Source organism: Arenibacter antarcticus (assembly GCF_041320605.1).
Classification (GTDB): domain Bacteria; phylum Bacteroidota; class Bacteroidia; order Flavobacteriales; family Flavobacteriaceae; genus Arenibacter; species Arenibacter antarcticus.
Genome location: NZ_CP166679.1, coordinates 4,645,219 through 4,671,973, shown reverse-complemented (window position 1 = coordinate 4,671,973; position 26,755 = coordinate 4,645,219). Strand labels below are relative to the sequence as shown.

Annotated in this window: 25 protein-coding genes; 12 read left to right on the top strand and 13 right to left on the bottom strand. The window is 38.4% G+C overall.

From position 1 onward, the window contains the following. Window positions 1-55: 55 nt before the first annotated feature. From recN to KCTC52924_RS19180, 7 genes are all read left to right on the top strand, one after another. Window positions 56-1,708 (top strand): DNA repair protein RecN, encoded by a 1,653-nt coding sequence (gene recN, locus KCTC52924_RS19210; RefSeq protein WP_251809339.1) that lies wholly within the window; start codon window positions 56-58, stop codon window positions 1,706-1,708. 238 nt (window positions 1,709-1,946) lie between these two features. Then, window positions 1,947-2,759 (top strand): enoyl-ACP reductase, encoded by an 813-nt coding sequence (locus KCTC52924_RS19205; RefSeq protein WP_251809338.1) that lies wholly within the window; start codon window positions 1,947-1,949, stop codon window positions 2,757-2,759. Window positions 2,760-2,913: 154 nt separating this feature from the next. Beyond that, a complete protein-coding gene (locus tag KCTC52924_RS19200) occupies window positions 2,914-3,921 on the top strand; it encodes a glycosyltransferase family 2 protein (RefSeq protein ID WP_251809337.1) in 1,008 nt (335 codons plus the stop codon). A gap of 3 nt (window positions 3,922-3,924) precedes the next feature. Beyond that, window positions 3,925-4,881, top strand: coding sequence for a YbbR-like domain-containing protein (locus tag KCTC52924_RS19195; RefSeq protein WP_251809336.1), 957 nt, complete (start codon window positions 3,925-3,927; stop codon window positions 4,879-4,881). Continuing rightward, entirely contained in the window at window positions 4,878-5,465 is a 588-nt protein-coding gene (gene coaE / locus KCTC52924_RS19190) for a dephospho-CoA kinase (RefSeq protein WP_251809335.1), read from the top strand. Before KCTC52924_RS19195 ends, coaE begins: the two co-directional genes overlap by 4 nt. A 79-nt stretch (window positions 5,466-5,544) precedes the next feature. Beyond that, window positions 5,545-7,119 carry a sensor histidine kinase KdpD gene (locus KCTC52924_RS19185; protein WP_251809334.1) on the top strand — a complete coding sequence of 525 codons (1,575 nt, stop codon included), beginning with the start codon at window positions 5,545-5,547 and terminating at the stop codon, window positions 7,117-7,119. 6 nt (window positions 7,120-7,125) lie between these two features. Then, window positions 7,126-7,833 carry a response regulator transcription factor gene (locus KCTC52924_RS19180; RefSeq protein ID WP_251809380.1) on the top strand — a complete coding sequence of 236 codons (708 nt, stop codon included), beginning with the start codon at window positions 7,126-7,128 and terminating at the stop codon, window positions 7,831-7,833. Between the two features lie 51 nt (window positions 7,834-7,884). Here the strand turns inward: KCTC52924_RS19180 and KCTC52924_RS19175 are convergent, their stop codons facing one another. From KCTC52924_RS19175 to KCTC52924_RS19145, 7 genes are all read right to left on the bottom strand, one after another. Beyond that, on the bottom strand, window positions 7,885-8,382 hold the full coding sequence (locus KCTC52924_RS19175) for a gluconokinase (RefSeq protein ID WP_251809333.1): 498 nt from the start codon (window positions 8,380-8,382) through the stop codon (window positions 7,885-7,887). Beyond that, window positions 8,379-9,290 (bottom strand): tRNA (adenosine(37)-N6)-dimethylallyltransferase MiaA, encoded by a 912-nt coding sequence (gene miaA, locus KCTC52924_RS19170; RefSeq protein ID WP_251809332.1) that lies wholly within the window; start codon window positions 9,288-9,290, stop codon window positions 8,379-8,381. Before miaA ends, KCTC52924_RS19175 begins: the two co-directional genes overlap by 4 nt. Window positions 9,291-9,292: 2 nt before the next feature. Next, window positions 9,293-10,126 (bottom strand): ion transporter, encoded by an 834-nt coding sequence (locus KCTC52924_RS19165; RefSeq protein WP_251809331.1) that lies wholly within the window; start codon window positions 10,124-10,126, stop codon window positions 9,293-9,295. Next, entirely contained in the window at window positions 10,123-11,490 is a 1,368-nt protein-coding gene (locus tag KCTC52924_RS19160) for an exonuclease domain-containing protein (RefSeq protein ID WP_251809330.1), read from the bottom strand. Before KCTC52924_RS19160 ends, KCTC52924_RS19165 begins: the two co-directional genes overlap by 4 nt. 69 nt (window positions 11,491-11,559) lie before the next feature. After that, window positions 11,560-12,213 carry a YggS family pyridoxal phosphate-dependent enzyme gene (locus KCTC52924_RS19155; RefSeq protein ID WP_251809329.1) on the bottom strand — a complete coding sequence of 218 codons (654 nt, stop codon included), beginning with the start codon at window positions 12,211-12,213 and terminating at the stop codon, window positions 11,560-11,562. Window positions 12,214-12,258: 45 nt separating this feature from the next. Further along, a complete protein-coding gene (locus KCTC52924_RS19150; RefSeq protein ID WP_251809328.1) occupies window positions 12,259-13,146 on the bottom strand; it encodes a 3-hydroxybutyryl-CoA dehydrogenase in 888 nt (295 codons plus the stop codon). A gap of 65 nt (window positions 13,147-13,211) precedes the next feature. Further along, window positions 13,212-14,171, bottom strand: coding sequence for a Gfo/Idh/MocA family protein (locus KCTC52924_RS19145; RefSeq protein WP_251809327.1), 960 nt, complete (start codon window positions 14,169-14,171; stop codon window positions 13,212-13,214). Between the two features lie 319 nt (window positions 14,172-14,490). On the opposite strand from KCTC52924_RS19145, the gene KCTC52924_RS19140 reads away from it, so the two are divergent. Beyond that, window positions 14,491-15,132, top strand: a complete 642-nt coding sequence (locus tag KCTC52924_RS19140) for a protein-L-isoaspartate(D-aspartate) O-methyltransferase (RefSeq protein WP_251809326.1) — start codon at window positions 14,491-14,493, stop codon at window positions 15,130-15,132. A gap of 28 nt (window positions 15,133-15,160) precedes the next feature. Here the strand turns inward: KCTC52924_RS19140 and smpB are convergent, their stop codons facing one another. Next, window positions 15,161-15,622 carry an SsrA-binding protein SmpB gene (gene smpB / locus KCTC52924_RS19135; protein WP_251809325.1) on the bottom strand — a complete coding sequence of 154 codons (462 nt, stop codon included), beginning with the start codon at window positions 15,620-15,622 and terminating at the stop codon, window positions 15,161-15,163. 129 nt (window positions 15,623-15,751) lie between these two features. Here smpB and KCTC52924_RS19130 point away from each other — a divergent pair, with 129 nt between their 5' ends. Next, the gene (locus KCTC52924_RS19130) at window positions 15,752-16,501 is read left to right on the top strand and encodes a DUF6503 family protein (protein ID WP_353057514.1); all 750 of its coding nucleotides are present in this window, start codon (window positions 15,752-15,754) and stop codon (window positions 16,499-16,501) included. Here the strand turns inward: KCTC52924_RS19130 and KCTC52924_RS19125 are convergent. Next, window positions 16,498-17,028 carry a histidine phosphatase family protein gene (locus KCTC52924_RS19125; protein ID WP_251809324.1) on the bottom strand — a complete coding sequence of 177 codons (531 nt, stop codon included), beginning with the start codon at window positions 17,026-17,028 and terminating at the stop codon, window positions 16,498-16,500. The genes KCTC52924_RS19130 and KCTC52924_RS19125 overlap by 4 nt on opposite strands. Window positions 17,029-17,124: 96 nt before the next feature. On the opposite strand from KCTC52924_RS19125, the gene KCTC52924_RS19120 reads away from it, so the two are divergent. Next, window positions 17,125-18,621, top strand: a complete 1,497-nt coding sequence (locus KCTC52924_RS19120; RefSeq protein ID WP_251809323.1) for a PorP/SprF family type IX secretion system membrane protein — start codon at window positions 17,125-17,127, stop codon at window positions 18,619-18,621. Window positions 18,622-18,661: 40 nt separating this feature from the next. Here the strand turns inward: KCTC52924_RS19120 and KCTC52924_RS19115 are convergent, their stop codons facing one another. Further along, window positions 18,662-19,258 (bottom strand): TetR/AcrR family transcriptional regulator, encoded by a 597-nt coding sequence (locus tag KCTC52924_RS19115; protein ID WP_251809322.1) that lies wholly within the window; start codon window positions 19,256-19,258, stop codon window positions 18,662-18,664. Between the two features lie 240 nt (window positions 19,259-19,498). Next, window positions 19,499-22,099, bottom strand: a complete 2,601-nt coding sequence (clpB, locus tag KCTC52924_RS19110; RefSeq protein ID WP_251809321.1) for an ATP-dependent chaperone ClpB — start codon at window positions 22,097-22,099, stop codon at window positions 19,499-19,501. A 169-nt stretch (window positions 22,100-22,268) separates the two neighbouring features. Here clpB and ytxJ point away from each other — a divergent pair, with 169 nt between their 5' ends. Continuing rightward, window positions 22,269-22,664 (top strand): bacillithiol system redox-active protein YtxJ, encoded by a 396-nt coding sequence (gene ytxJ / locus KCTC52924_RS19105; RefSeq protein ID WP_251809320.1) that lies wholly within the window; start codon window positions 22,269-22,271, stop codon window positions 22,662-22,664. 75 nt (window positions 22,665-22,739) lie between these two features. Here ytxJ and KCTC52924_RS19100 read toward each other — a convergent pair whose 3' ends face one another. Both KCTC52924_RS19100 and fahA read right to left on the bottom strand, forming a co-directional pair. Beyond that, window positions 22,740-23,927, bottom strand: coding sequence for a hypothetical protein (locus KCTC52924_RS19100; RefSeq protein ID WP_251809319.1), 1,188 nt, complete (start codon window positions 23,925-23,927; stop codon window positions 22,740-22,742). A gap of 142 nt (window positions 23,928-24,069) precedes the next feature. Next, on the bottom strand, window positions 24,070-25,359 hold the full coding sequence (gene fahA, locus KCTC52924_RS19095) for a fumarylacetoacetase (protein WP_251809318.1): 1,290 nt from the start codon (window positions 25,357-25,359) through the stop codon (window positions 24,070-24,072). 113 nt (window positions 25,360-25,472) lie between these two features. Between fahA and glyA the strand changes: the two genes are divergently transcribed. Next, window positions 25,473-26,747, top strand: coding sequence for a serine hydroxymethyltransferase (gene glyA, locus KCTC52924_RS19090; RefSeq protein WP_251809317.1), 1,275 nt, complete (start codon window positions 25,473-25,475; stop codon window positions 26,745-26,747). Window positions 26,748-26,755: the final 8 nt, after the last annotated feature.

Genomic DNA, 26,755 nt, shown 5'->3' with positions numbered 1-26,755 from the left:
CATTTTTTTCCAATGCAATAAAAATTATCTTTACCTGAACATTAGAAATTGAACCTTGCTGACAAATCTTTCCATAAAAAATTACGCCCTTATAGATCACTTAAACGTTAAGTTCACCAACGGCTTTACGGTAATCACCGGTGAGACCGGTGCCGGTAAATCCATTTTATTAGGGGGATTGGCCTTGGTGTTGGGCAAGAGGGCAGACCTTTCCTCTCTTAGAGAGAAGGAGAATAAATGTATTGTAGAGGCCGAATTTGAAATTTCTAAATACGGATTGGAGTCGTTTTTTTTAGAAAACGATTTAGATTTTGAAAAGAAAACGATCATAAGACGGGAAATTTTGCCTAGCGGAAAATCAAGGGCCTTTATCAATGATTCCCCGGTTAACTTGGATGTGCTCTCCAAATTGGGAGATCAATTGATAGATGTGCATTCCCAGCATCAGACCATGCAATTGGCGGATAATGATTTTCAATTAAAAACTATTGACGCCCTTGCAGATAACGAGAAGTTGTTAAAGGAGTATACCGCCAAATTGATGCAATATCAAGCCGTATCAAAGGAATTGGAGCAACTTTTGGAATTCCAGAGCAATGCAACCAAGGAACATGAATACAATAGTTTTTTGTTGCAAGAATTGAGTGCAGCTCCACTAAAGGAGGGGATAATTGAAACCCTGGAGGAGGATTACGAGCAGTTGAACAATGTGGAGATTATCCTAGAGCAATTGTCCCATGCGCAACAATTGTTGAACGATGAGCAGATTGGGGTGGTAAACCTTCTGACAGAATTAAAGCAAACCTCTAGTAAATTGGGGCATTTTGGACAGCAATATTCGGACGTGGACCAACGAATTAAATCAGTTTTTATAGAATTGGACGATATTTCCAACGAATTTAGTAACCTAAACGATAAGGTAGAGGCCAATCCCGAAATGTTGGAGGAGGTAAATACCAAATTACAGCTCTTGTACAACCTCTTAAAAAAGCACAATGCCCAAGATGTGATGCAGCTAATGGAAATTAGGAGGGAATTGGAGGAAAAAGTAAGGGCAACCGAAAATGTTGAAAGTGATATAAAGGCTAAGAAAAAAGAGGTGTTGGAATTGGATACAGCACTAAATAACACCGCTGTGAAACTGAGCAAGAACAGGAAGGGGATTATTCCCAAACTTAAAAAACAATTAGAAGATACTCTGGTGGAGTTGGGGATGGCAAGTGCTACATTTAAGATAGAGATTCAACCTTCCGCCGAATTTAAACCTTCGGGAAAAGACAATTTAACCTTTCTATTGTCTGCCAATAAGGGCTCCGCATATGGAGAACTCAAAAAGGTGGCATCTGGTGGGGAACTTTCCAGAATTATGTTGACCATTAAGTCTATACTAGCGAAATACGAACAATTGCCTACTATGATGTTCGATGAAATCGACACAGGGGTCTCTGGAGAGATATCCAATAAAATGGGCGATATCATGTGTGAAATGAGTCAAACCATGCAGATATTCTCTATTACACACCTACCTCAGGTTGCAGCTAAGGGCGCTCATCACTTTAAAGTTTATAAAGAAGAAGAGTTGATGGGGACCAATACCAAGATGAAATCATTAACCAAGCAGGAGCGGATTACCGAGCTTGCGGAAATGTTAGGGGGAAAGACCATTTCGGAATCGGCACTGGCCCATGCACGGCAATTACTGAATTAAAACGGCCCTACTATTTCTGTTTTCGTTTATCTACCTATTTTCCATAGCTACTATACGCCATCTAAATTCACGACGGTCATACCATGATGATGGGTTGAATTATCGGACAATTCTAGCGTAAACTATTATTAGGTGCTTCTACCTAATTATTTTATTTGATAAGCTTTCGCTCCTGAAAAAATGCCCCGTTAATTTTTAATATCTTTGTCCATCTTAAAATTCACAAAGAAATAGAAGTATGTCGTTTAATTTATTGAAGGGAAAAAGAGGGATTATATTTGGAGCTTTGGACGAAAATTCTATCGCTTGGAAAACTGCAGAGACCGTTCATGCAGAGGGCGGAACATTTGTACTTACCAATGCGCCAATTGCCATGCGAATGGGACAGATAGATGAACTTGCCAAAAAAACAGGTGCTACTATTGTAGCTGCTGATGCCACAAGTGAAGAGGACCTAGATAATCTAGTAGCAAAATCCATGGAAATATTGGGTGGAAAGATAGATTTTGTACTCCATGCGATCGGTATGTCCGTTAATGTTCGTAAAAGCCGACCCTATACCGATCAAAAGTATGATTTTACTGCTAAGGGTTGGGATGTGTCTGCGCTCTCCTTTCATAAGGTGATGCAAAGTTTGTATAAGGCAGATGCCATGAGCGAATGGGGAAGTATAGTAGCACTTACTTATATGGCGGCACAACGTACCTTCCCCGATTATAACGATATGGCCGATAATAAAGCTTATTTGGAGTCTATTGCTCGTAGTTTCGGATATTTTTTCGGAAAGGAAAAAAGGGTGCGGGTGAATACCATTTCCCAATCCCCAACGCCTACTACTGCAGGACAAGGAGTAAAGGGATTTAACAGCTTTATTAACTATGCTGAGAAAATGTCACCATTAGGTAATGCTTCAGCTCAGGATTGTGCGGAATATACTGTAACCTTATTTTCGGATTACACCAAAAAAGTGACCATGCAAAACTTGTTTCACGATGGTGGATTTTCCTCCACAGGCGTGAGTCAGGAAGTAGTGGACGGTTTCAAGGAATAAATAGCCTACTCCAATACCAAAGTCGCTTTAAATTACAGGTGTAAGGCAGCATTTAACAGGATAGTCAAGCTTGGTTGGGTGATTGTTTGTTTTATACCAAAACCTTGGCAGAATCCTTTTTCTGTCGCATCACTTTTTAATAGTACTATAGAAAATGAACCTATTTTATTCCTTTATTGTTCCCGTTTATAACAGACCCAATGAAATTGATGAGCTCCTGCAAAGCCTTGCTCTCCAGGATTACAGTAAGCCTTTTGAAATTGTAATTATAGAAGACGGGTCTACCGAGAGTTCTCAGGAGGTAGTGGAAACATATGGGGATAAACTTGCCATCACCTATTTAACAAAAGAAAATTCAGGCCCAGGGTCGTCCCGAAATTATGGGATGCAACGCGCCAAAGGAAATTATTTTATTGTTCTTGATTCGGATTGTATACTTCCACCCCAATATTTATCCCTAGTAGATGCGGACCTAGCGGAAAACTATGTAGATTGTTATGGGGGGCCAGATGCGGCTCACCCTTCCTTTAGTCAGGTTCAAAAGGCCATTAATTACACAATGACCTCTGTGTTTACCACCGGGGGGATCAGGGGCAATAAAACGGCTGTTGGTAAATTCCAACCTAGGAGCTTTAATATGGGGTTGTCCAAAGAGGTATTCGAAAAAACTCAGGGCTATGGTACTATCCATCCAGGGGAAGACCCGGATTTAACTTTTAGAATATGGAAGGCCGGTTATGAAACAAAACTTATCCCCGATGCTTATGTTTATCACAAAAGAAGGATAGATTGGAGCAAGTTCTATACCCAGGTAAATAAGTTTGGGATGGTTAGGCCAATATTAAACGAATGGCATCCAGGGACTGCGAAAATCACATATTGGTTCCCTAGTTTGTTCTGTCTGGGATTATTTATCTCATTTGTGTTATTATTTTTTGGGATGATAGCACCAATTGCCATTTATCTCCTGTATTTTGGTTTGCTTTTTGTACATTCCTTTGTAGTGAATAAAAGTTTTATGGTGGCGCTTTTGTCTCTGATAGCAGTGCTAATCCAATTTGTTGGTTATGGAATTGGATTTCTTAAGAATTCCATTCTTTTGGCCGTCAGCAATAAAAAACCCCAGGACTTATTTCCAAATCTATTCTTTAAAACCCTATAGAAATTGATAAAACACATAAAAAACGGACTTCAGAAAAGAAAGGTGAAACTCTTCTTAATGTTTCTTTTAGGGTCTAGTTTGGCATGGTTTATAAGTAATCTAGCGGAACAATATACTAACGATACCACTTTTGATCTTTCTTACACCAGTGCTCCAGATAGCTTATTGTTGAAAAAGGTGTCCAAAAAGAACATAAAGGTCAGGTTAAGGGCTAGTGGCTTTCAATTTTTAGTGTTCGGATTTAAGAATAAGGTGGTTACGGTAGATCTATCTAACTTGGGAAAACGGGGGCGAAAGTATTATATGTCGCCAATGGACTATAGGGGCCAAATAGAGTCCCAACTTCCCAACTTTATCAACATCGTGGATATGGACAGGGATAGCATGTTCTTCAATTTTCAGAAGCTTACCAAAAAGAAACTTGCCGTGGTCTCCAATGTAAATATCGATTTTGAGCAACACTATTTATTGGACAGGGATGTAACATTGATACCCGATTCTATAACGGTAATAGGCCCGGAAAGTGAAGTGTCGGAGTTGAAGAGTATTCCGACAAAAAAACTATCTTTTGCGAACTTGACTGGTAACTTTTCCAAAACGGTAGATTTACAATTACCGACCCACTTAAAGAATACCACCTTTTCTAGTAAGAAAGTGAAAGTGGAGGGGGAGATATTTAAATTTTCAGAGCGCATCCTTACAATACCCATAAACGTGATAAATGTTCCTGAAGGAGTGGTGGTAAGGACATTTCCTGAGACTGCTGAAGTGTTGTGCAGGGATCGGTTGGTTAATTTAAAAAAGTTAAAGTCGACTGACTTTGAGGTTAGCGCGGATTATGCGCAATTTGAAGAAAATGGGGATAATATCCTTGAGCTCGAAATCACTAAGAAAATAGAGTCTTTAAATGTGGTACAGTTAAAGGAAGATAAGGTGGAGTTTATATTGATGAAACAATGAAAATCGTAGGTTTAACAGGGGGAATTGGCAGTGGTAAATCTACTGTAGCAGGAATGTTCCGTGAATTAGGGGTACCCGTTTATAATTCGGACGAAGAGGCAAAGGAGTTAATGGGTAATTCCGATCATATAAAACAGCAGATCGTTACTTTATTAGGAGAGGATAGTTATGATGGACGAGTATTGAACCGGACGTATATATCCCAAAGAGTCTTTAAGGATTCTGAATTACTGAAAGCTCTAAATGATATAGTGCATCCCGCTGTGCGCAACCATTTTAAGGAGTGGGCGCGTAATCAAAATTCGGATTATGTAATTCAAGAGGCGGCAATTATATTTGAAAATGGGACCCATAATCTCTATGATCAAATAATATTGGTAACGGCACCCTTAAATATTAGGATCAATAGGGTAGTGCAACGAGATGGGGTTAGTACCGAGCAGGTTATGGAAAGGGTGAAAAATCAATGGGAAGATAATAGGAAGGTACCCCTCGCGAATTTTGTTATTGAAAATTCTGAAATACAGAAAACGGCTGGCCAAGTAGCGTCTATACATCAAAAACTACTTAAAACCAAGTGTTAAAGTCGAAATTTTAACATATTTGTTAAGGTTAGGTTAAACGTACGATCCACTAAATGTTAAATTTATAATTTTACTGTTAATGAATAAAAGGTTATTTGGTCTGTTGGTTGTCTTAATGAGCCTTTCCCTTATTGGGATTATTTTTGTTCAAAGCTATTGGATTAACAAATCGGTAGAAGACAAAGAGGAGCAGTTTTCCAATACAGTGACCCAAATATTAAATAGGGTCGTAGAAAATATTGAAAAAAGGGAAGTTCAAGATTATCTTAATGAATTTTACAAATTAAAGGATAGTATTGGGAAGCCAAAGGCTACGCATCTTAAGAATTTCTTTTTTTTCGACCGGGATATAAACTCCAACGAAATTCGTTTTTATACCCATGGTATTTTGGAGGAGGATTACAATATGGCATCTAAGTTCTTTGATATAGGGTTGGACACTACCACCTTTAAGAATATTACTAGTACTAGGATGACGGAGATTTATAAGGAGGATTTTGGGTTGGATGGAAGACAATACTCTCTTACTCCGGTACAAAAGTTAGAAAAAATAGGCGGACTTACCTCTGTGGATAAGGCTGCTCTGGACGATGTTTTTAGGGAACAGGCCAAATCTAGGTCTATTCATAAACGCGTATCCAAACAGGAAATTGAATTGTTTTTAAGTCGGGAACTAAAAAATAGGGGAATCGATATTGATTACGAGTACGGAGTGTACAGCAAAGGACTACCCACCAAAGTGCGTTCCAAAAAATTTAAATTCTCTGAAACAACACTATATAAGGCGCCGTTGTTTAAAGACAGTGATGGAAACACCAACTTTTCATTGTTGATTACGTTTCCGAAGAAAAAAAGTTTTCTGATCCAATCTATTCTGGGGATGGCGATTTTATCCTTGGCATTTACTTTGGTCATTGTTGTTGCCTATTCTAGTGCCATTTATCAATTGATACGGCAAAAACAGATTTCAGAAATTAAATCGGATTTTATCAACAATATGACGCATGAGTTTAAAACGCCGATCGCAACAATTAATTTGGCTGTGGAAGCAATAAAAAACCCAAAAATAATTGATGATAAAGAGAAGGTGCTGCGGTACTTGCAAATGATAAAGGACGAAAATAAAAGAATGCACGCTCAGGTAGAAAATGTACTCAGAATATCCAAATTGGAAAAAAATCAGTTGGATATTAATAAGGATAGGGCAGATGTGCACGACATAATTGAAGATGCAATTACACATGTAGAACTGATAGTAGCAGATAGGGGGGGGTATATAAACACCCATTTAGAGGCAAAGCGCTCCGAGGTATTGGCCAATGAAATGCATTTTACCAATGTTATTGTCAATATTTTGGACAATGCTATAAAGTATTCCCATAGTGTTCCTAAAATTGATGTATTTACGGAAGTTGTAGGGAATTATATAATTATTAAAATAAAAGATCAAGGATCAGGAATGGGAAAAGTGGTCCTAAAAAAGGTATTTGAAAAATTTTATAGGGAGCATACCGGAGACATACACAATGTTAAGGGCCATGGTTTAGGTCTGGCTTACGTAAAAAAAATAGTAGATGATCACCAGGGTGAGGTTTATGCCGAAAGTGAAAAAGGTAAAGGAAGCACTTTCTATTTAAAACTACCCTTAATTTAAATTATGATGGAAACAGTAAATAAAAAAATATTGCTAGTGGAGGATGATCCTAATTTTGGAATTGTCCTAAAGGATTACTTGGCCATGAACGATTTTGATGTTACGTTGGCGAAAAATGGAATGGAAGGTTTTGAAAAATTCAAGAAAGACAATTTTGATGTTTGTATTCTTGATGTAATGATGCCTTACAAAGACGGATTCACCTTGGCAAAGGAAATCAGGGAAAAAAACGAAAACGTTCCCATTGTGTTCTTAACTGCCAAAACAATGAAGGAAGATGTGCTTAAAGGATATAAGGCTGGTGCCGATGATTATCTTAATAAGCCCTTCGATTCTGAAGTTTTGTTGATGAAGTTAAAAGCCATTATCCAAAGAAAATCTTCAAACTCCTTGGCAGATAGCAAGCAGTTTGAATTTACGATTGGTGGATTCCAGTTGAACTCTAAACTTAGATTCTTAAAATATAAGGATGAGGAGGCTATAAAGCTTTCCCCAAAGGAGAACGAGCTACTGAGATTGTTGGCCTTACACGAGAACGACCTGATGCCTAGAGAATTGGCATTGACCAAGATTTGGAGAGATGACAATTATTTTACCTCTCGAAGTATGGATGTATATATCGCTAAATTGAGGAAATACTTGAAAAGGGATGATACCGTGGAGATTTTGAACATTCACGGGGAAGGGTTTAGGTTGGTTATAAAAACCGAATAGACCAAATCCAGTGTAAACAAAAAAACACCGGAGTTACCGGTGTTTTTTTGTTTAGGGTAGTTGCTTTAAAATTTCTGCAACGATCTCTTCGGGATCTGGAGCTACAGATACTTTTATGGCATCGGTTGGAGGTTCAAAGGTATCCCATTGGGATTGTAATAAAGTAGCAGGCATAAAATGACCCTTACGTTTATTTAGTCTGGATGAAATAAGCTCAAAACTACCTTCCAAGGAGATCCAAACTACATGGGAACTAATGTTGCGTTGCAGTAGCGTTCTATAAGATTCCTTTAGGGCAGAACAGGCTATAATACATCCATCTGTTCTATGTTCTATGGCCAATTGGTTTAAACGGATCAACCACGCTAATCGATCTTCATCATTTAAAGGATGGCCACTAGCCATTTTTTTAATATTGGCTTCGGAATGGTACTTATCGCCCTCAAAAAAGGGAAATTTCAGCTCTTTGGCTAATAACTCGCCTATGGTTGACTTTCCAGTGCCGGAAATCCCGATCACAAATAGGATATTTCGAGTGGGTTTTGTCATTTCTTTCCAATTTCTTGTTCTACTTTTTGAAGGACTTCTTTTAGGTTGTACTCATGGTCTACCCATAAAATATCCCCTTTCTTTCGCAACCAGGTAAGTTGACGCTTGGCAAACCTTCTCGTATTTTTTTTTATTTCCGCAATGGAGGTATCTAAATCAAAGTCCCCCTCCATAAAACGGAACAATTCCCTGTAACCAACAGTTTGCAGCGCGTTTAATGCACTGTATTCTTTTAGGGAGCTTACCTCCTCTAAAAGGCCTTGCGCCATCATTAAATCTACTCTTCTGTTTATTCTATCGTAGATAATCTTTCTATCTGCTTCTAATCCTATCGTAATGGTTGCAAAGTCCCTAGATTTCTTTTCCCTGTTTAAAAATGAGGAGTAGGGAAGCCCACTTCCAATACAGACCTCCAAAGCCCTTATTAGTCGATGTGGATTGTTCAAATCTACTTTTTCGTAATATTCCCTATCCAAATCTTTTAGTTGCTCTTGTAGTTTGGTGATTCCGTTATCAAGTAATTCTTGGTTTAATCGTGTGCGTATTTCTGCATCAATCTCGGGAAAATGGTCAAGTCCTTTGGTAACGGCATCAATATAAAGCCCACTTCCGCCTACCATTACCACAACTTTATTTTCTTTAAAAATATCATTCAGTTTGTCTAAGGCCTCCCTTTCAAAATCACCCACGGTATATTCTTCATGAATGCTCCTGTGCTGTATAAAATGATGCGGTACTTGGGCGAGTTCCGTCTCTGAAGGAACTGCAGTACCAATAGACATTTCACTGTAAAATTGTCGGGAATCTGCAGAAATAATCTCCGTTTTAAAATATTTGGCAAGTTCAATGCCCAGAGTGGTCTTTCCTATAGCGGTAGGGCCTACCACGGAGATCAGTATTCTTTCCATCCTTAATGGTCATCTAATTTATAACCACATTGCCTACAGTAATGGGCGTCACTTTGTAATACATCTGAACTGCAATTTGGACACGCTCTTCCAGTGTCCAAGGTATCGCCCTTGCTCATTCCTGAGGCATATTCTGCGGACACGATTCCGGTTGGTACGGCAATAATACCATAACCAATGATCATGATCATCGTAGCAATAAATTGTCCCAATGGGGTCTGTGGAGAAATATCCCCATAACCTACCGTAGTTAGTGTAACAACAGTCCAATACACACTGTGGGGTATGCTGGTATAGCCATTTTCAGGTCCCTCTACAATGTACATGACCGTACCCAATATGACGGATATAATAATAACAAAAAAGACGAAAACAAAAATTTTGGTCTTACTGGAGTTAAGGGCCCTGATTAAATTATTGGATTCTCCAACAAAGCGCACCAGTTTTAAAATCCTAAATATCCGTAAAAGTCGCAGTATTCTAAAGGCTGTAATAAACTGGGAGCCTACCAAGAACAGGGAAAGGTATTTAGGAACAGTGGATAGGAAATCTACGACTCCAAAGAAACTGAATATATATTTCTTGGGTCTATTAATTGTAATTACACGCAAAATATATTCTAAGGTAAATAGAATGGTGACCACCCATTCCGAGATATTTAGGAAATTATGGTACTCCTTATCAATATAAGGTACACTCTCCAGCATCACAATAATGACACTGTAGACAATTAGGCCGAGCAATAAGAGGTCAAAAAGTCTTCCCGCTGGGGTATGGGTCCCGTAGATTACTTCATGAATCTTTAATTTCCACTTTTTTAATCTTTCCGCGTTCACGTGTTTAGTTCTAATATTTTAACTCCTTTTTTCTTTCGAAGATAGGAGGTGATAATATGTCTTGTATTCTCATTATTGTCCATTGGGGTAATAATCGACTCCAAGATATGGATGTTATTTATCTGATGGTTTAAATTGAAATATCCCAATCCTTTAAAAATACCATTTTTAATTAGAATACCACATCGTTCCCCAGCTTCTCTTCCCTTGTCTAGAATTAGAATACTATTTGATGGGATGCTGTATTTTTTGATAAGCAGATGTACTCTTTGGTTGTAATTTTCAGCTTGCTCCTTATGGATACATGCACCAAGACATTGATCTTCTGAATAATGGGAACACTCTTTTTTGGCCTGAGAAAGTCCGTTGATCTTATTGCAAAGTTGAAATTCTTCTCTTATGGAGTGAAGGAAATTTTCAGCACCTTGTAGGCTGTTGAAGGTGGCAATAGGTTCCTTTCTAGGGTTTACCTTTTCTGCGGTCAAGAAAATATAACCTTCATCGTTGACCCCTTGATAAACCCCATGAGAAAACAAACGCCGTTTGTAATTCGCGTTGTATTTGGGTTTGTTCCGACTCAATTCCGTATTTTCCTTAAGCAATGCTGCCAATTCGTTACCGGTACTTTCGTAGGTTACCCTTTTAGTTTCTTTCTGAATTTTTCTAGCCTTCTCACCATTATTGGTAAAGTACTGATTGATTCGTTTCTTAATGTTGTTGCTTTTTCCCAACAATATAATTTCCCCATCCTTGTTATGGATATAAAAGACACCAATCTCTGAAGGAAGCGTTTCCACTATATCCAATTGCCTTGGAGAAAGTTCTCCTTGGGTCTCATTTCGCAACACATTTTTAACAATGGATTTATCAAGATCCTTGGACAGCAATAACTTAAAAAGTTGTAAAGTAGCTAGGGCGTCTCCATTGGCGCGGTGGCGATCGCTTACGGGAATTCCTAGAGAGCGCACCAATTTGCCAAGACTATAAGATTCTGCATCGGGCAGCAATTGCTTGGACAATTCCACGGTACACAGGGTCTTTCGCTCAAAATTGTAACCCAATCTCCTAAATTCAGTCCGTAAAATCCGGTAATCAAATTGCGCATTGTGTGCTACTATTACCGCATCCTCGGTAATTTCCACAATCCGTTTTGCCACCTCATGGAATTTTGGAGCCGTTCGCAACATATTATTGTTAATTCCTGTTAACTTGACAACAAAGGGTTGAATTTCCTTTTCGGGATTTATTAGGCTAATGAATTGATCTACCACCTTATGCCCATCATATTTGTGAATAGCAATTTCTGTAATTCCCTCTTCATTGTATTTACCTCCGGTGGTTTCTATATCTAATACTACGTACATGTATTGTTTCTAATTCTCGATAACAAAACAAAGATAGCTATTCTGTTGCCATACAATTAAGATGAGAGGTTAATTTCTAGCTCCAAAAATACTGCTTCCCAGTCGCACCATAGTACTGCCCTCATCAATGGCAATATGGTAATCCCCGCTCATTCCCATAGATAGGTCTTTTATACCGGATAGCTTTGCTTCAACTTTGTCAAATAAACTTTTAAGGGTCCGGAACTCTTTTATTATTTGTTGGGAATCCTCTGTAAAAGTGGCCATGCCCATGAGCCCCGTGATTTTTATATGTTGCAAGGGTTCCAACTCCCCTGAAGAAATTAAATCCATTAATTCCGTTTCATCAAAACCAAATTTAGATTCCTCCTCGGCAATGTGTACTTGTAGTAAACAAGATATGGTTCGGTCGTATTTTTTAGCCTGCTTATTGATTTCTTTTAGGAGTTTTAGGCTATCCACCCCATGTATCAAGGATACAAATTGAGCCATATACTTTACCTTGTTACGTTGAACATGCCCAATCATATGCCAATGAATATCTTTGGGCAAGGTCTCCCATTTCTCGGTCATCTCCTGAATTTTGTTTTCACCAAAAATCCGATGTCCTGCTTCATAGGCTTCCTGTATGCTAGCTATAGGCTTTGTTTTGGATACTGCTACCAAAGTGACATTTGAGGGCAGGGATTCCTTTATTTTGGTGAGATTATCTCTTATAGACATATGAGTTACTTTTAGTACGTTATTTTATTTATAAAACATGATGTTTTAGCGGAATTGTGGGGATACCACTTCGGCCTTTCGAGAGGAGGAATAGTCGTAGAATCCTTGCCCGGATTTTACACCAAGTTTACCTGCCATAACCATATTCACCAAAAGTGGACAGGGTGCGTACTTGGGATTCTTAAAACCATCGTACATTACGTTTAATATGGAGAGACAGACATCCAAACCAATAAAATCGGCCAGTTGTAAGGGCCCCATGGGATGGGCCATTCCTAACTTCATTACCGTGTCTATTTCCTCAACTCCAGCCACCTTGGTGTAAAGTGTCTCAATAGCTTCATTTATCATGGGCATTAATATCCTATTGGCGACAAACCCAGGGTAATCATTGACTTCAGTAGGGGTTTTTCCAAGGTTTTTGGATAGTTCCATTATTGTATTGGTCACCTCATCAGAGGTGCTATAGCCCCTAATAATCTCCACCAACTTCATAATAGGGACCGGGTTCATAAAATGCATCCCTATTACCTTGTCTGCCCTTTTTGTAGCGGCAGCGATCTTGGTAATGGAGATGGAGGAAGTGTTACTGGCTAAAATGGTATTGGGAGGACAGAGGTTGTCTAATTCCCCGAAGATTTTTAATTTTAGATCCGTATTTTCAGTAGCGGCCTCAATTACCAGATTCACCTCCTTGACTCCTTCAGATAGAACAGTAAATGTGCTTATATTCTCTAAGGTCAATTTTTTGGTAATATCGGTGATCAACTCCTTGGCGATCATTCGATCTAAATTTTTGCTGATGGTTGATATCCCTTTTTTCAAAGATTCCCCACTGATATCTATTAGGTTGGTTTTATATCCGTGTTGGGCAAATACGTGTGCAATGCCATTTCCCATGGTACCTGCACCTATGACTGCAATGTTTATCATTGATTTATTTTTTTACAATAGTAGGTTGAGTAACAAAACCTTTGTCAATAATTTATGTAAGCTGTCTAAAACGACTTAATGATCTGTAATGCCACTTTCAGAGCTTTAAAGCCTTGTTCTAGGGTTACTACCGGTGTGGTGTTATTGTTAATGGCATCGGCAAAAGTCTCCAATTCATCCAATATGGCATTATTTATAGGAATGGAGGGGTTTTCAAAATAAATTTGTTTTTTCACTCCTTCGGCATTCTGTAATATCATGTCAAAATCTCCTGGTTCTTCTGGGGCATCCTTCATTTTCACCACTTCAACCTTTTTCTCTAAAAAATCTACAGAGATATAGGCATCACGTTGAAAAAAGCGTGATTTCCTCATATTTTTCAAGGAAATTCTGCTGGCAGTAAGGTTAGCGACACAGCCATTTTCAAATTCTATTCTTGCATTTGCAATATCAGGAGAGTTGCTAATTACCGAAACGCCACTGGCATTGATCTGTTTTACCTCTGAATTTACAACGCTGAGTATGGCATCAATATCGTGTATCATTAAATCCAATACTACCGGAACATCGGTTCCCCGTGGATTAAATTCGGCTAACCTATGGGTTTCAATAAACATAGGGTTGAGGATATTTTCCTTTACCGCCATAAAGGCAGGATTAAATCGCTCTACATGCCCCACCTGTCCCTTTACTCCGTGTTTTTTTTCGAGGGCTAGGAGAGTTTCGGCCTCCTCCAAAGTGTTGGTGATGGGCTTTTCTATAAATACGTGCTTGCCCTTTTCCATGGCCCTTCTGGCACAATCGAAATGGGAAAGGGTAGGGGTAACGATATCTATTACGTCTACAGCATCTATTAATTTATTGATATTATCAAAGAAAGTATACCCAAATTCGGCAGCGACCTTCTTCCCGTTGATTACATCTGGATCGTAAAAACCGACTAAGTTATACTTGGTGGATTCATTGAGTAACCTAAGGTGTATTTTTCCTAAATGTCCTGCTCCTAGGACGCCAACATTAAGCATAGAGTTGTTTTTTGTTCAAAAATAAGGATAGTTTGTAAGTATTGAGCCCTAAAACATAAAATAGGATAGGTCTGCTACGGTTTTGCTGGATTAATCAATTGTAGTATATTTCAGAAAGAAAGGTTGATTATAGGGCTTGCTTAAGGTTATCGCTAATTATACCAGGTGTTTAAATACGGGTCTGAGATTTAGATTTTTTTTATTCTAATTAAGGGCTGCTCAGCACCAATTACTTACATTAAATCCTATTTTACAATAGCACATCACCCCTAACTTATTAAGTTTTCTTTTATAACTTTACAGGCCAAAACCAAATGAATTGAAAGATACCTTAAAACATCGCGGAATGCGCAACAAGCTTGCCGAAGTCTTAATAGATAAGGGGATTGTGGACATTGCGGTGTTAAATGCCATCCGTGCCATTCCCAGACACTTGTTCTTAGATAGTAGTTTTGAAGATCACGCCTATCAGGACAAAGCCTTTCCTATTGGAGCAGATCAAACTATTTCACAACCGTATACCGTAGCTTTTCAATCACAACTGTTACAGGTAGAGCCCAATCACAAAATATTGGAAATAGGTACAGGGAGCGGTTATCAAACGGCTGTTCTTTTAAAGCTAAAAGCAAAGGTATTTACTATTGAACGGCAATTGGAGCTTTTTAAAAAAACCAATCTGTTTTTTAAGAAAATGGGGTATAGGCCCAAAAAAGTAATATTTGGGGATGGCTATAAAGGTTTGCCGGAAGAAGCGCCTTTTGACAGTATTATTGTAACAGCAGGTGCCCCATTTGTGCCCAATCCTTTGTTAGCACAACTAAAAATTGGCGGGAGATTGGTGATTCCTATTGGGGGAGACGAGCAGGTAATGACTTTATTTATCAGAAAATCTGCAAAGGAATTTGAAAAAAAGGAATTGGGTTCCTTCAGGTTTGTACCTTTATTGGAAGATAAAAATTAGCTTATAGTACGGGACCTTGAATTAGATTTTAGTTGTTGAAGCTTTTTTTGACGCGATCCAAGTTTTTCTTGTTATCCCTATCTTTAATGGTCTCTCGCTTGTCAAAAAGTTTTTTACCCTTGGCTAGGGAAATGTTTATCTTGGCCAAGCCACGGTCATTGAGAAATAGATTGAGAGGGATGATGGTAAGTCCACTATTTTTAACCTCTTTTTCCAATTTCTTTAATTCCCCACGCTTAAGCAGTAGTTTACGCTCTGCCTTGGGGGTGTGGTTGTAATGTGAGCCATGGGAGTATTCGTCTACCTGCATATTTACAACAAACAGCTCGCTCCTATCATTAAATTCGCAAAAGCTCTCTGAAATGGAGGCTTTACCTTCCCGGATCGATTTTATTTCGGTACCCGACAATACGATACCTGCAGTATAAGTGTCCAACAATTCATAGTCGAACCGAGCCCTTTTATTCTTAATGTTTATTTTTTTCTGCATATGTTGTACAAAAATAGAAACAATTATCCAATTTATCATCTTGGAAGGCATGGTACTACTTGTAAATTTGGATTTTATTATAGTTTAAATGTAATGTTTTCCCCATTTTTGCGATTAATCTGAAAACATATGATGAGAATAGTATATTTCGCCGTTTTTGCAGTAATGTTGGTATCGTGTAAGGAGCAACCAAAATCTGAGCTTACTGCCCAAGAAATTGTGGATAAGTCTATTGAGGTCAGTGGAGGTGAGAAATATAAAAACAGTACTATTTCCTTTAAATTTAGGGATTTGGAATATCGTTCTACGTGGAAAGATAACAAACGCGAATTAAGTAGAGCCGGAATCATGAATTCCATGCAGGTGGTAGATGTTTTGTACAATAACAAGTTAGAACGAACTGTAAGCGATAGTTTGGTGATATTATCCGATTCCCTTTCCAATGTTTACGCTAACTCCGTCAATTCCGTGCATTATTTTGTGAACCTGCCTTACGGCTTAAATGATTCCGCGGTCAATAAGGAGTTGTTGGGAGAAACCACCGTTAAAGATAAAAGCTATTACAAGGTAAAGGTCACTTTTGATCAAGTTGGTGGGGGAGATGATTTCGATGATGTTTATGTGTACTGGTTTAATAAGGATACTTTTAAACCAGATTATCTGGCGTATAGCTTCCATGTAGATGGTGGGGGTATGCGTTTTAGGGCTGCTTATAATGAGCGCTATATAAACGGAATACGCTTTGTGGATTATGAAAATTATAAAGTTGCCCCCCAAGGGACATCTATATATGAAACGGATAAATTGTATGAAAAGGGAATGTTAGATCAGCTTTCTAAAATTGTGTTGGAAAATGTGCTGATACAACGGGCACACTAATCCATTTTTAAACGAATATCCGATACTTTCCCATTTATAATCCTAACTATGAATAAACTGGAATTGTCATAATCGTCTATAGTTTCATACTTTTTTTCGCCCAACAAACTATTTACAAACTGGGGAATAGTATTGCTATGACCAACAACAAGAACGTTTTTATCTAAATTATTGTTTTTAAATTCTTCGATATCCACCATATTGGGATCATAATATTGAGAGGTAATTTCCTTCTTTATGGAAATGGGGGCGGCAGTCATGGTAGTTCTTTCATAATCGGTAATATAGATGGCATCTAAGGCAACCGGATCTAAGACTTCTGCCCAACGGATAGCCCGACCCAAGCCTTCCTGATTTAATTCGGGATCCGCATTTTCTGGATCGTTACGATCTTTTTCTGCATGCCTTATAAAGTAGAATGTGGAAATGTGATTTTCTGTGTCTTCCACAATTACTTTTGGGTCCTCCTTGCAGCCCCATATACCCAAGGTTAAAGTTAAGATTAGCAATAAGTTAATGCCCTTCATGATAAATTTAATTTTGATAAATACATATTTCTTATAATCTAACATAAATTTTGGTAAAAAAGTATGCTATACTCGTAGTTTTTTGTTCTTTTGTGTATGGGTACAAAATTTTCCGTATTTCTGGTTATACTTGGGGTTTGTTTTTCCAGCGCTCAAGATGTTGTGCTACCTACAGATTTTAGGCAACACAACGGATCGGAATTTAATTCCAGTTTAATGAATCCAGTTTTTTCGTTGGACAGGAATAATCCGCATTCCATCACTTTTTGGTCTAGATATCAATGGCAGAATATTGATAGTGATCCATCCTCTTGGTTTTTAAATTACCATGGTAAAATTAACGACCGTTCCTCAATGGGGGTTGGTTTTATTCAACATAATACTGGTGTATTTCTTAATACGGGTGGATGGTTAAACTATGCCCATGCCTTCAATTTAGGGAGTAATATGCAATTGTCCTTTGGCCTAAACGTTTTTGGTTATAACAGCGAACTGGCTGATAAGCGATATCTGTCTGGCTCCGATATTGTTCTTCCGCAACAACAAGTTTCTGATGATTTTATATTGCAATTTGCACCGGGAGTTCGTTTAGAAATAGATGATTTTGGTATTGGATTGTCTTCCGATAATTTAATCGATTATAATTTTACCACAAGCAAGACCAACTCGTACGCAGACGAAAAGACTTTTATGGGGACCTTGGATTACCAATTTCCAATACAATTGTTCAATGGGTTGGGGGAATCTTATCTAAGGCCAATGGTATACGTAAGGTCTGTCTCGTATGGAGATACCCAAGTTGGAATTAACACCCTGCTATCTTCTAGTAAGTTTTGGGTTCAGGGAGGATATAATAGTTTCTATGGCGTTTCCGGAGGTATAGGAGGTAGGTTCTTTAAGCAAGTGTCTCTGGGAGCTTTAATTGAAGTTGGTCTTGATAATACCATAAAAGATGAAAACCCCAGTTTTGAGATTGTGGCGGCCTATAGCTTTGGAAAGCAAAACGATCCTAAGAATGGGGTAGAGATGGAAACATTGGAGCCAACCAAAAGGAAAGAATCTAAGAAGAAAATCAAGAAATCTAAACGTAAAAACAGAAAAGCGCAAGAAGAAGAATTGGCGTTGGAAATTCAGCGTGCAGAAGCCCAGCGGATAAAGGAAAAACAAGAAAACGATGCCCTTGCAGAGGCGACAAGGTTAAAGACACAAAGGCGGATAGATTCCATTCAACAATTGGAAATAGCACATGCTCGTAAAATAAAAGCTGATCTGGATAGAATTGAGGAAAGGAAAAAAGCAGGTAAGAAAATTACAAGTGGCCATTATGAGGAGGTAGAAAAACTGGAAAGTGAAAAAGCCGGATTTTATTTGGTTGTCAACGTGTATGGGAGCGATAGGTATCGTGACATTTTTGTCCAAAGTTTACAAAAGAAAGGGATCAACGCTAGTTATGTTTATCTCCCTAAGAAAAAACACGACTATGTGTATTTGGATAGATATGACACCCTAAGCGAAGCCGAAGCAGCTAGGGATAGTAAATTTTATGGAAAATATACTGAAATAATATGGATTTTTAGAATAGTTGGAGAATAACATATTCCTAGCAAACATAAAGTTGGGAGTTTTGGGGAATTTATTTTTTTATTTCCTTGGTGACCAATTGATCTAAATATGCTACCGTATTTATCAAATATTTCCTGTCACTTGTGATTGTTGCCATGGTAATAGCTCCTTGAAGCATGGTAAATAGTTGTTTGGAAAATTGTAGTGGGGTTACTGGTAACCTTATTTCATTGTTATTGACCCCATTTTCTAGCACAAGGGCAATTTTTCCTTCAATAATTTTTATCGTTTCCTTAGTGGCCGCCAAAAGCTGAGAGTTGTTGTTTTTGGCATCTATTCCTACATTCACAATGGGACATCCCCCTAATTCTTCTGTAAATTCGTCATAGTGTCGATAGAAATCTGTAAGTACAAAAAGACGCTCCAAAGCAGTCCCCTCAGTATTTAATTTTTCATCTATTTTAGCAAGCAGTTTCTTGCTATTGTATTCAAATGAAGCAAGGGCCAGAGAATCCTTGTTTTCAAAATTCCCGTACAAGGCACCCTTGGTCAATCCTGTTGCCTCCGTAAGATCACTCATGCTGGTACCTACATACCCTAGTTTATTAAAAATTGGCGCTACGGTTTCAATAATATAGGCCGTGGTTCTTTCTGCTTTAGTAGACATGTCCTTACCGTTTTGTGCGAATATATAAAATTTTATACTGCATGGTATATATTGTTTGTGAAAAAGTTGGTCGGGTTTTAATTTTAACGATTTATGAAGATAAGCTAATATTATATAATGGAAAAGAAAAACTTACACCACTTAAGGGGGAGCATTTTAATAAGCTTATTATGGTCCCATAAAAAAGGCGCTCTATTGCTTAAATAGAACGCCTGTTAATGAGGTTATGTTTTTCCTAATTTATTTGGTAAGCTCATTTTCATTTCTGAAAACCAGCTTGTCATCAAAGGAGTCTATAAGGACAATACTACCTGAATGGATCTTTCCACTAAGGAGTTCCTTGGAAATATTGTTCAACACTTCTTTTTGTATCACTCTCTTTATAGGTCGTGCTCCATATTGTGGGTCATATCCCTTGTTTGCCAAATATGCGATAGCTTCATCTGTTGCGTCAATGGTTATTTGCTGTTCCCCAACCAGCTTTTTCAACTGATTTATTTGTAAGGCGACAATTTTGCTAATGTCCTTTTTACTTAGAGGCGTAAACATTATAATGTCGTCTATTCGGTTTAAAAATTCTGGTCGAACAGTTTTCCTTAAAAGCTCAAGAACTTCAACCCGTGCTGCCTCGGTTGCGCTATAAATATCTTTATTGGTCTCAAATTTTTCTTGGATAATGTGGCTTCCAATATTACTAGTCATAATAATTATGGTGTTCTTAAAATCGGCCACCCTTCCCTTGTTGTCTGTTAAGCGCCCTTCGTCTAGAACTTGCAACAACACATTAAAGGTGTCGGGATGCGCTTTTTCAATTTCATCCAAAAGTACCACGGAATAAGGTCTTCTTCTTACCGCTTCTGTTAATTGACCACCTTCATCATAACCTACATACCCCGGAGGTGCACCTACCAATCTACTCACTGCATGCCGTTCCTGATATTCACTCATATCTATACGGGTCATGGCATTTTCATCATCAAAAAGATAGGCTGCAAGTGTTTTGGCTAATTCTGTTTTCCCTACCCCTGTGGTTCCTAGAAACAGGAAGGAGCCAATAGGTCTTTTGTGGTCCTGTAATCCAGCACGACTCCTTCTAATGGCGTCTGATACAGCCTCAATGGCTTCTACTTGTCCAACCACTCTTTTATGGAGTACGCTTTCTAGGCTAAGGAGTTTCTCTCGTTCACTTTGTAGCATTTTTGTAACTGGGATACCCGTCCATTTTGCCACTACTTCGGCTATATCCTCGTAGGTTACCTCTTCTTTGATTAAGGTTTCCCCAAGTTGTTGTTGTTCAAGAACACCTTGGAGTTTCTCTAATTTTTCTTGGGCTTCTTTAATTTTTCCGTATCTAATTTCCGCTACCTTACCGTAATCTCCATTTCGTTCGGCCCTTTCGGCTTCCATCTTGTAATTTTCAATATCCTTTTTTGTTTGTTGAATATCGTCTACCACTGCCTTCTCACTCTCCCATTTTGCGAAGATTTCGTTGCGGTCTTCTTTTATATTGGCCAGGTCAATATTTAGTGCATTTAGTTTTGAAGTGTCGTTTTCGCGTTTTATGGCCTCTATTTCAATTTCCAACTGCATTATTTTTCGATCTAGTACATCTAGCTCCTCAGGTTTAGAGTTTATTTCCATCCGAAGTTTTGCTGCCGCCTCATCCATTAGGTCGATTGCTTTATCGGGCAAAAATCTATTCGTAATATAACGTTGCGATAGTTCTACGGCTGCAATAACGGCTTCGTCTTTGATCCTCACTTTATGATGGGCCTCATACTTTTCCTTTATTCCCCTAAGAATGGATATGGCACTTTCTGTATCGGGCTCGTCTACGACTACTTTTTGGAATCTGCGCTCCAACGCCTTGTCCTTCTCAAAATATTTCTGGTACTCGTCCAAAGTAGTGGCTCCTATGGCCCGTAGCTCTCCACGAGCAAGTGCGGGTTTAAGGATATTGGCCGCGTCCATGGCGCCCTGACCGCCACCGGCACCTATAAGTGTGTGTATTTCATCAATAAATAGGACAATATCTCCGTCCGATGTAGTTACTTCTTTTATAACTGCCTTTAATCGCTCTTCAAATTCACCCTTGTATTTCGCGCCAGCGATAAGCGCTCCCATATCTAAGGAGAAAATTATTTTATTCTTCAGGTTTTCCGGGATGTCTCCCTGTACAATTCTATGGGCAAGGCCTTCGGCTATAGCGGTTTTACCTACCCCTGGTTCCCCAACTAACATAGGGTTGTTTTTGGTTCTACGGGATAAAATCTGTAACACCCTTCTTATTTCTTCATCCCTCCCGATTACGGGGTCCAATTTACCACTGTCTGCCAGCTCGTTTAAATTTCTGGCGTATTTGTTCAAGGAGTTATACGTGTCTTCCGCGCTCTGGGAAGTGACCTTTCCTCCTTTGCGTAATTCTGTAATAGCAGCGGTAAGATCTTTCTCAGTAGCGCCCTGATCTTTTAGAATCTGGGCAATCTTGCTTTTGGATTTAAAGATGGCCAGTAACAAATGTTCAATGGACACATATTCATCCTCCATTTTTTTAGCGATGATACCTGCTTCAGTCAAGGTTTTTCCCGCTTCCCTAGAAACCATAATATCCCCTCCGGTTACTTTTGGAAAACTTTCCAGTTCCTTTTCCAAAATTTGCTCTACCATAGATATATTGACATTTAGTTTCTTGAGAATAAAAGGAAGTACGTTTTCCTCTACCTCAGAAATTGCCTTAAATATATGCTCGTTTTCTATTTGTTGATGCCCATGACCTTGTGCAATTTGTTGTGCATGCTGTATGGCTTCTTGCGATTTAATGGTGAAATTATTAAAGTTCATATAGCTGTTTTTAATTCTTATTTAATGGTTACTTTTAATGTTTTTAAGGCAACAACCTTACCATGTTTTTTTTGGAGACAAAACGACATATAAACCTCTGGAAAACAACGACAAAAAGTCAGTCTGTAAGGAGATGTGCCTATATTCGACTTAATTATAAAATTACAAAATGGGAATATTAAATAAGCTATTTGGGAAGGATAATAATGCGGATAAAAAGGAAACTAAGGTGGTACCTTGGATACCGCTTGCTGCTTCGGATCAATTAACGGAAATTAAGGAGAAATCTGCTGAGAAGACCCAGGTAATTTTTAAGCATTCAACAACTTGTGGGATTAGTAGAATGGTGATGAAGAGGTTTAATGAAGAGTACGATTTATCAAGTGATCAGGTTGATTTATATTATTTGGATTTACACGGCTATCGTTCAATATCCAATGAAATAGCAGAATTATTTCAGGTACAACATGAATCGCCCCAAATATTAGTCATTAAAAATGGGGTAGTGGTGGCTCATGATTCGCACGGTGGCATATCACAAGTAAATTTGGAACAGTTGGTTTAATCCAATGTACGCTCCTATTTGTTGTTATAATTTTAAGGTACTTGCGCATTCCTGTTTTAACGGAAGGAATAAGCGTTAATTAAATCGGTGCCTATTGAGGATGCCTTTTAGCTTGTGCTTTAAATCTTCACCTGCGTCATATACCATTTGTTCGCTTGTAGGGAACGGAACGGAGACTTGTTTTAGAAAGGGCAACAACTCATCTTCCAGAGCTCGTTTGTCGCCATCGTATTTAGCATATATATGGCGAAAAACAAATTCGCTCATCAGTGGATATGCATTTAACTGTTGATGAGTGTGTAGATCTATAAAACTTATATTGCCTGTTAGCTGTACCATTTTAAATTGTGTAAACTCATAAAAGTTGCTTTGTATCGTTTTAAACTTATCTACTTTTATTTTATTTCCAAGGCTATCTTTTAAAACTTGCCCGTTGGCATTAACTGCATATTTGTAACCATCCTTGATTTGTTTTTCCTTTTGGATCTGTTTTTCCGTAAGTTGTTCTGGACTTATGTTAATTTGCTTAAAAGCCACCTCCATTTGGTAGTCATATTGAAGGTCTTGCCTGGTATTGGAATGGTATACGGTCCATTTGTCGTTTAGGCCATAGGTATTAAAATTCAATAGTTCCTCTTCTAGTCTAGCTGGAATTATTTGATCGGAATCATTGATGAGTACTACGTTGACATAGTCTAATCCTTTGTTATAAGCTTCTTCTGCTTTTAGTTTTACATCTTTGAAATCGGGATTAATTTGGTTTAAATAGGTAAAATCCTCATAGGATTTTCTGAAATCCTGCTTATTTATTCCAGTTTGTAAAAGGGTTGTGGCGTTTTTGTGAAGAAAGTCCGAAAATCTATCTTTAGCTCTAATAATATCCTCATCATAATCCTTAAAAGCGAATTTAGCCTGCCTATTCTCGTCAAAAAGTTGTAATGGCAGTAATGGCCGTATGCGTTCCTGTTTGGATTTTAACTTTTGGTATCCGTTATAAATGGCCTCCAGATTTGAAGGATTATTATCTTTTTTTAGAAATGCAATATGTTGTAATTCTCGTTCAGTGTTCTTTTTAAAGGCCTCTTCCAAAAGATGGATATAGGGCTGATTGCTTTTTTTGGATTTGTTCTCAGCAATGTTTTTTAGTGCATTGTTTATTGCAATATCATAATTGCCTAGATTTATATCTTCCTGCGTTTTTTTAACCCCACTACAAGAAATTATAATCAGCATTACTATAGGGGCGAGTATAATTCTTTTCATAAATACAACATATCTGGTGTTAGGTTAAGCTAAAGACCTCACATCTTGTTTTGGCAGTATAGCCATATTTCTAATTGCAAAACTTATAAATAATGAAACGGACAAGAATGAAAAATCGTATAAAAAGCAGGTGATTAATACTTTATTTTTGCTTTGGCTGAAATACAGGTAACAATTTTGTGGAGACTTCCCCAAATCCTATGCGGACGTTCGCTTTCTCACAATACCCTATCATAGTAACGGTATCATTGTCCTCAATAAATTTTCTAGTGGAACCATCCTTAAGCTTTAACGGATTTTCCCCCCGCCATGTAAGCTCTAGCATTGAACCGTAGTTTTCCGGGCTTGGACCAGATACCGTTCCGCTTCCCATCATATCACCGCTATTAACCTTACAACCGTTTACCGTATGATGTGCCAATTGCTGTGCCATGGACCAATACATATATTTAAAATTTGATCTGGTGATTACGGTTTTAGACCCATTTTCAGGAGTTATTGAAACTTCTAGACTAATATCAAAGCCTCTTTTACCAGTATGTCTTAAATAGGGCAAGGGAGTTGGATTTTGTTCTGGACTGGGTACTCTAAAAGGTTCCAACGCATCCAAAGTAACGATCCAAGGGGAAATGGAAGAGGCGAAATTCTTGGCTAAAAATGGACCTAAAGGGGCGTATTCCCATTTTTGTATATCCCGTGCACTCCAATCGTTAAAAAGTACCATTCCGAAAATGTAATTCTCTGCATCCTCAACCGGTATCGGTTCACCCAAAACATTGGCGTCGGTGGTTATAAATGCCATTTCTAATTCAAAATCTACTAATTTGGAGGGGCCAAATACGGGAAGGTCTGCTCCATCTGGAAGTGTCTGTCCCATTGGTCTTCGTATGGCAGTGCCACTTGGTACAATGGAGGAGCTTCTCCCGTGATAGCCAACTGGGATATGTAGCCAATTGGGTAGAAGTGCATTTTCAGGATCTCTGAACATTTTGCCTACATTGGTGGCATGTTCCTTACTGGAATAAAAATCCGTATAATCCCCTATCTGGACCGGAAGTTGCATTTCTATCTCGTCTAAAGTAAATAGAACTATATTTTTATGGTCATCGTTGTTTTGAAGTGACTTGTTGGTTATATCAAAAATTTCACTTATCCTATTCCGGACCAAGCGCCAAGTTTTTTTTCCATCCGATATAAAATCGTTTAAGGTATCCTGTAGAAAGATATCGTCGGTCAATGGAATACCTTTAAAATACCCCAGTTGATGCAATGCTCCCAAATCTATGGCATAATCGCCAATTCTAGTGCCAATGGTTATAATGTCATCTCTGGTCAAGAAGACACCAAAGGGTATGTTCTGGATGGGAAAGTCAGAATTGGCCGGAACTTGGAGCCAGGTCTTTTTTGTTGGATCGTTAGTTTTTAGAGGCATTGAAGGATTGTTAATTATTGTTGAATAAATATCTTATCAAATATATTATTTTCTTCCAATTAACGCTCTGCAATTTGTATTTTTACACCCTATTAAATTGAATCTTTAACAATATGCAACGCGATAATTTAATTTTTGAACTAATTGAGGAAGAAAGGGAACGCCAAATTGATGGAATAGAACTTATAGCTTCCGAAAATTTTGTCAGTCCTCAAGTAATAGAAGCTGCAGGATCTGTACTAACCAATAAATATGCGGAAGGCTACCCAGGAAAGCGCTATTATGGAGGTTGTGAAGTGGTTGATGTAGTAGAGCAAATTGCCATAGATAGGGCTAAAGAATTGTTTGGGGCGGCTTATGCCAACGTACAGCCTCATTCTGGATCCCAGGCTAATGCCTCTGTTTACCACGCTTGTTTGCAACCTGGTGATACCATTCTTGGATTTGACCTTTCCCATGGAGGGCACTTGACCCATGGTTCGCCCGTGAATTTTTCAGGTAGGTTATATAACCCAGTGTTTTACGGGGTAGATGAGGAAACCGGAGTATTGAATTATGATAAAATTCAGGCTATTGCAACGAAGGAACAGCCAAAATTGATTATTGCTGGGGCATCTGCCTATTCTAGGGATATGGATTTTAAGAAATTCAGGGAAATTGCAGATAGCGTTGGTGCTATTTTGCTGGCTGATATTGCGCATCCAGCCGGAATGATCGCTAAAGGAATATTGAACGACCCAATACCTCATTGTCACATTGTAACCACTACTACTCATAAGACCTTACGTGGACCTAGAGGTGGACTTATTTTGATGGGAAAGGATTTTGACAATCCATTTGGTGTTAAATTAAAGAACGGAAGTCTTAGAAAAATGTCAGCACTTTTAGATTTGGCTGTTTTTCCAGGAAATCAAGGCGGACCTTTAATGCATATTATTGCGGCTAAAGCTGTGGCATTTGGTGAGGCCCTTACAGATGACTTCTTGCACTATATGTTGCAAGTGAAAAAGAATGCCGCCGCAATGGCAAGTGCCTTTATGGATAAAGGTTATAAGATCATCTCTGGAGGTACGGATAACCACATGATGTTAATTGACCTTAGAAATAAAAATATAACGGGTAAGGATGCTGAAAATATATTGGTAAAGGCCGATATAACTGCCAATAAAAATATGGTGCCCTTTGATGATAAATCGCCATTTGTTACCTCGGGCATTCGTTTTGGTACTGCAGCGATCACCACAAGGGGACTTAAAGAAGAGCACATGGCCGTTATTGTTGGATTTATAGATCAAGTATTGATGAATCCTGAAGACGATAATCTAATTCAATCCGTGAAGGAAGAAGTAAATGCCTTGATGCATAACAGGGAATTGTTTCCTGTTTAAGGGAATTT

Bases quoted from the DNA above. Each gene is read 5' to 3' on its own strand.
- coaE (WP_251809335.1), top strand. From the start codon at position 4,878: ATGAAAATCGTAGGTTTAACAGGGGGAATTGGCAGTGGTAAATCTACT.
- KCTC52924_RS19160 (WP_251809330.1), bottom strand. From the start codon at position 11,490: ATGTACGTAGTATTAGATATAGAAACCACCGGAGGTAAATACAATGAA.
- KCTC52924_RS19115 (WP_251809322.1), bottom strand. From the start codon at position 19,258: ATGTCTACTAAAGCAGAAAGAACCACGGCCTATATTATTGAAACCGTA.
- KCTC52924_RS19150 (WP_251809328.1), bottom strand. From the start codon at position 13,146: ATGATAAACATTGCAGTCATAGGTGCAGGTACCATGGGAAATGGCATT.
- clpB (WP_251809321.1), bottom strand. From the start codon at position 22,099: ATGAACTTTAATAATTTCACCATTAAATCGCAAGAAGCCATACAGCAT.
- KCTC52924_RS19200 (WP_251809337.1), top strand. From the start codon at position 2,914: ATGAACCTATTTTATTCCTTTATTGTTCCCGTTTATAACAGACCCAAT.
- KCTC52924_RS19180 (WP_251809380.1), top strand. From the start codon at position 7,126: ATGGAAACAGTAAATAAAAAAATATTGCTAGTGGAGGATGATCCTAAT.
- KCTC52924_RS19155 (WP_251809329.1), bottom strand. From the start codon at position 12,213: ATGTCTATAAGAGATAATCTCACCAAAATAAAGGAATCCCTGCCCTCA.
- KCTC52924_RS19125 (WP_251809324.1), bottom strand. From the start codon at position 17,028: ATGAAGGGCATTAACTTATTGCTAATCTTAACTTTAACCTTGGGTATA.
- fahA (WP_251809318.1), bottom strand. From the start codon at position 25,359: ATGCCTCTAAAAACTAACGATCCAACAAAAAAGACCTGGCTCCAAGTT.
- glyA (WP_251809317.1), top strand. From the start codon at position 25,473: ATGCAACGCGATAATTTAATTTTTGAACTAATTGAGGAAGAAAGGGAA.
- KCTC52924_RS19100 (WP_251809319.1), bottom strand. From the start codon at position 23,927: ATGAAAAGAATTATACTCGCCCCTATAGTAATGCTGATTATAATTTCT.
- miaA (WP_251809332.1), bottom strand. From the start codon at position 9,290: ATGGAAAGAATACTGATCTCCGTGGTAGGCCCTACCGCTATAGGAAAG.
- KCTC52924_RS19185 (WP_251809334.1), top strand. From the start codon at position 5,545: ATGAATAAAAGGTTATTTGGTCTGTTGGTTGTCTTAATGAGCCTTTCC.
- KCTC52924_RS19145 (WP_251809327.1), bottom strand. From the start codon at position 14,171: ATGCTTAATGTTGGCGTCCTAGGAGCAGGACATTTAGGAAAAATACAC.
- KCTC52924_RS19130 (WP_353057514.1), top strand. From the start codon at position 15,752: ATGATGAGAATAGTATATTTCGCCGTTTTTGCAGTAATGTTGGTATCG.
- smpB (WP_251809325.1), bottom strand. From the start codon at position 15,622: ATGCAGAAAAAAATAAACATTAAGAATAAAAGGGCTCGGTTCGACTAT.
- KCTC52924_RS19120 (WP_251809323.1), top strand. From the start codon at position 17,125: ATGGGTACAAAATTTTCCGTATTTCTGGTTATACTTGGGGTTTGTTTT.
- ytxJ (WP_251809320.1), top strand. From the start codon at position 22,269: ATGGGAATATTAAATAAGCTATTTGGGAAGGATAATAATGCGGATAAA.
- KCTC52924_RS19205 (WP_251809338.1), top strand. From the start codon at position 1,947: ATGTCGTTTAATTTATTGAAGGGAAAAAGAGGGATTATATTTGGAGCT.
- KCTC52924_RS19175 (WP_251809333.1), bottom strand. From the start codon at position 8,382: ATGACAAAACCCACTCGAAATATCCTATTTGTGATCGGGATTTCCGGC.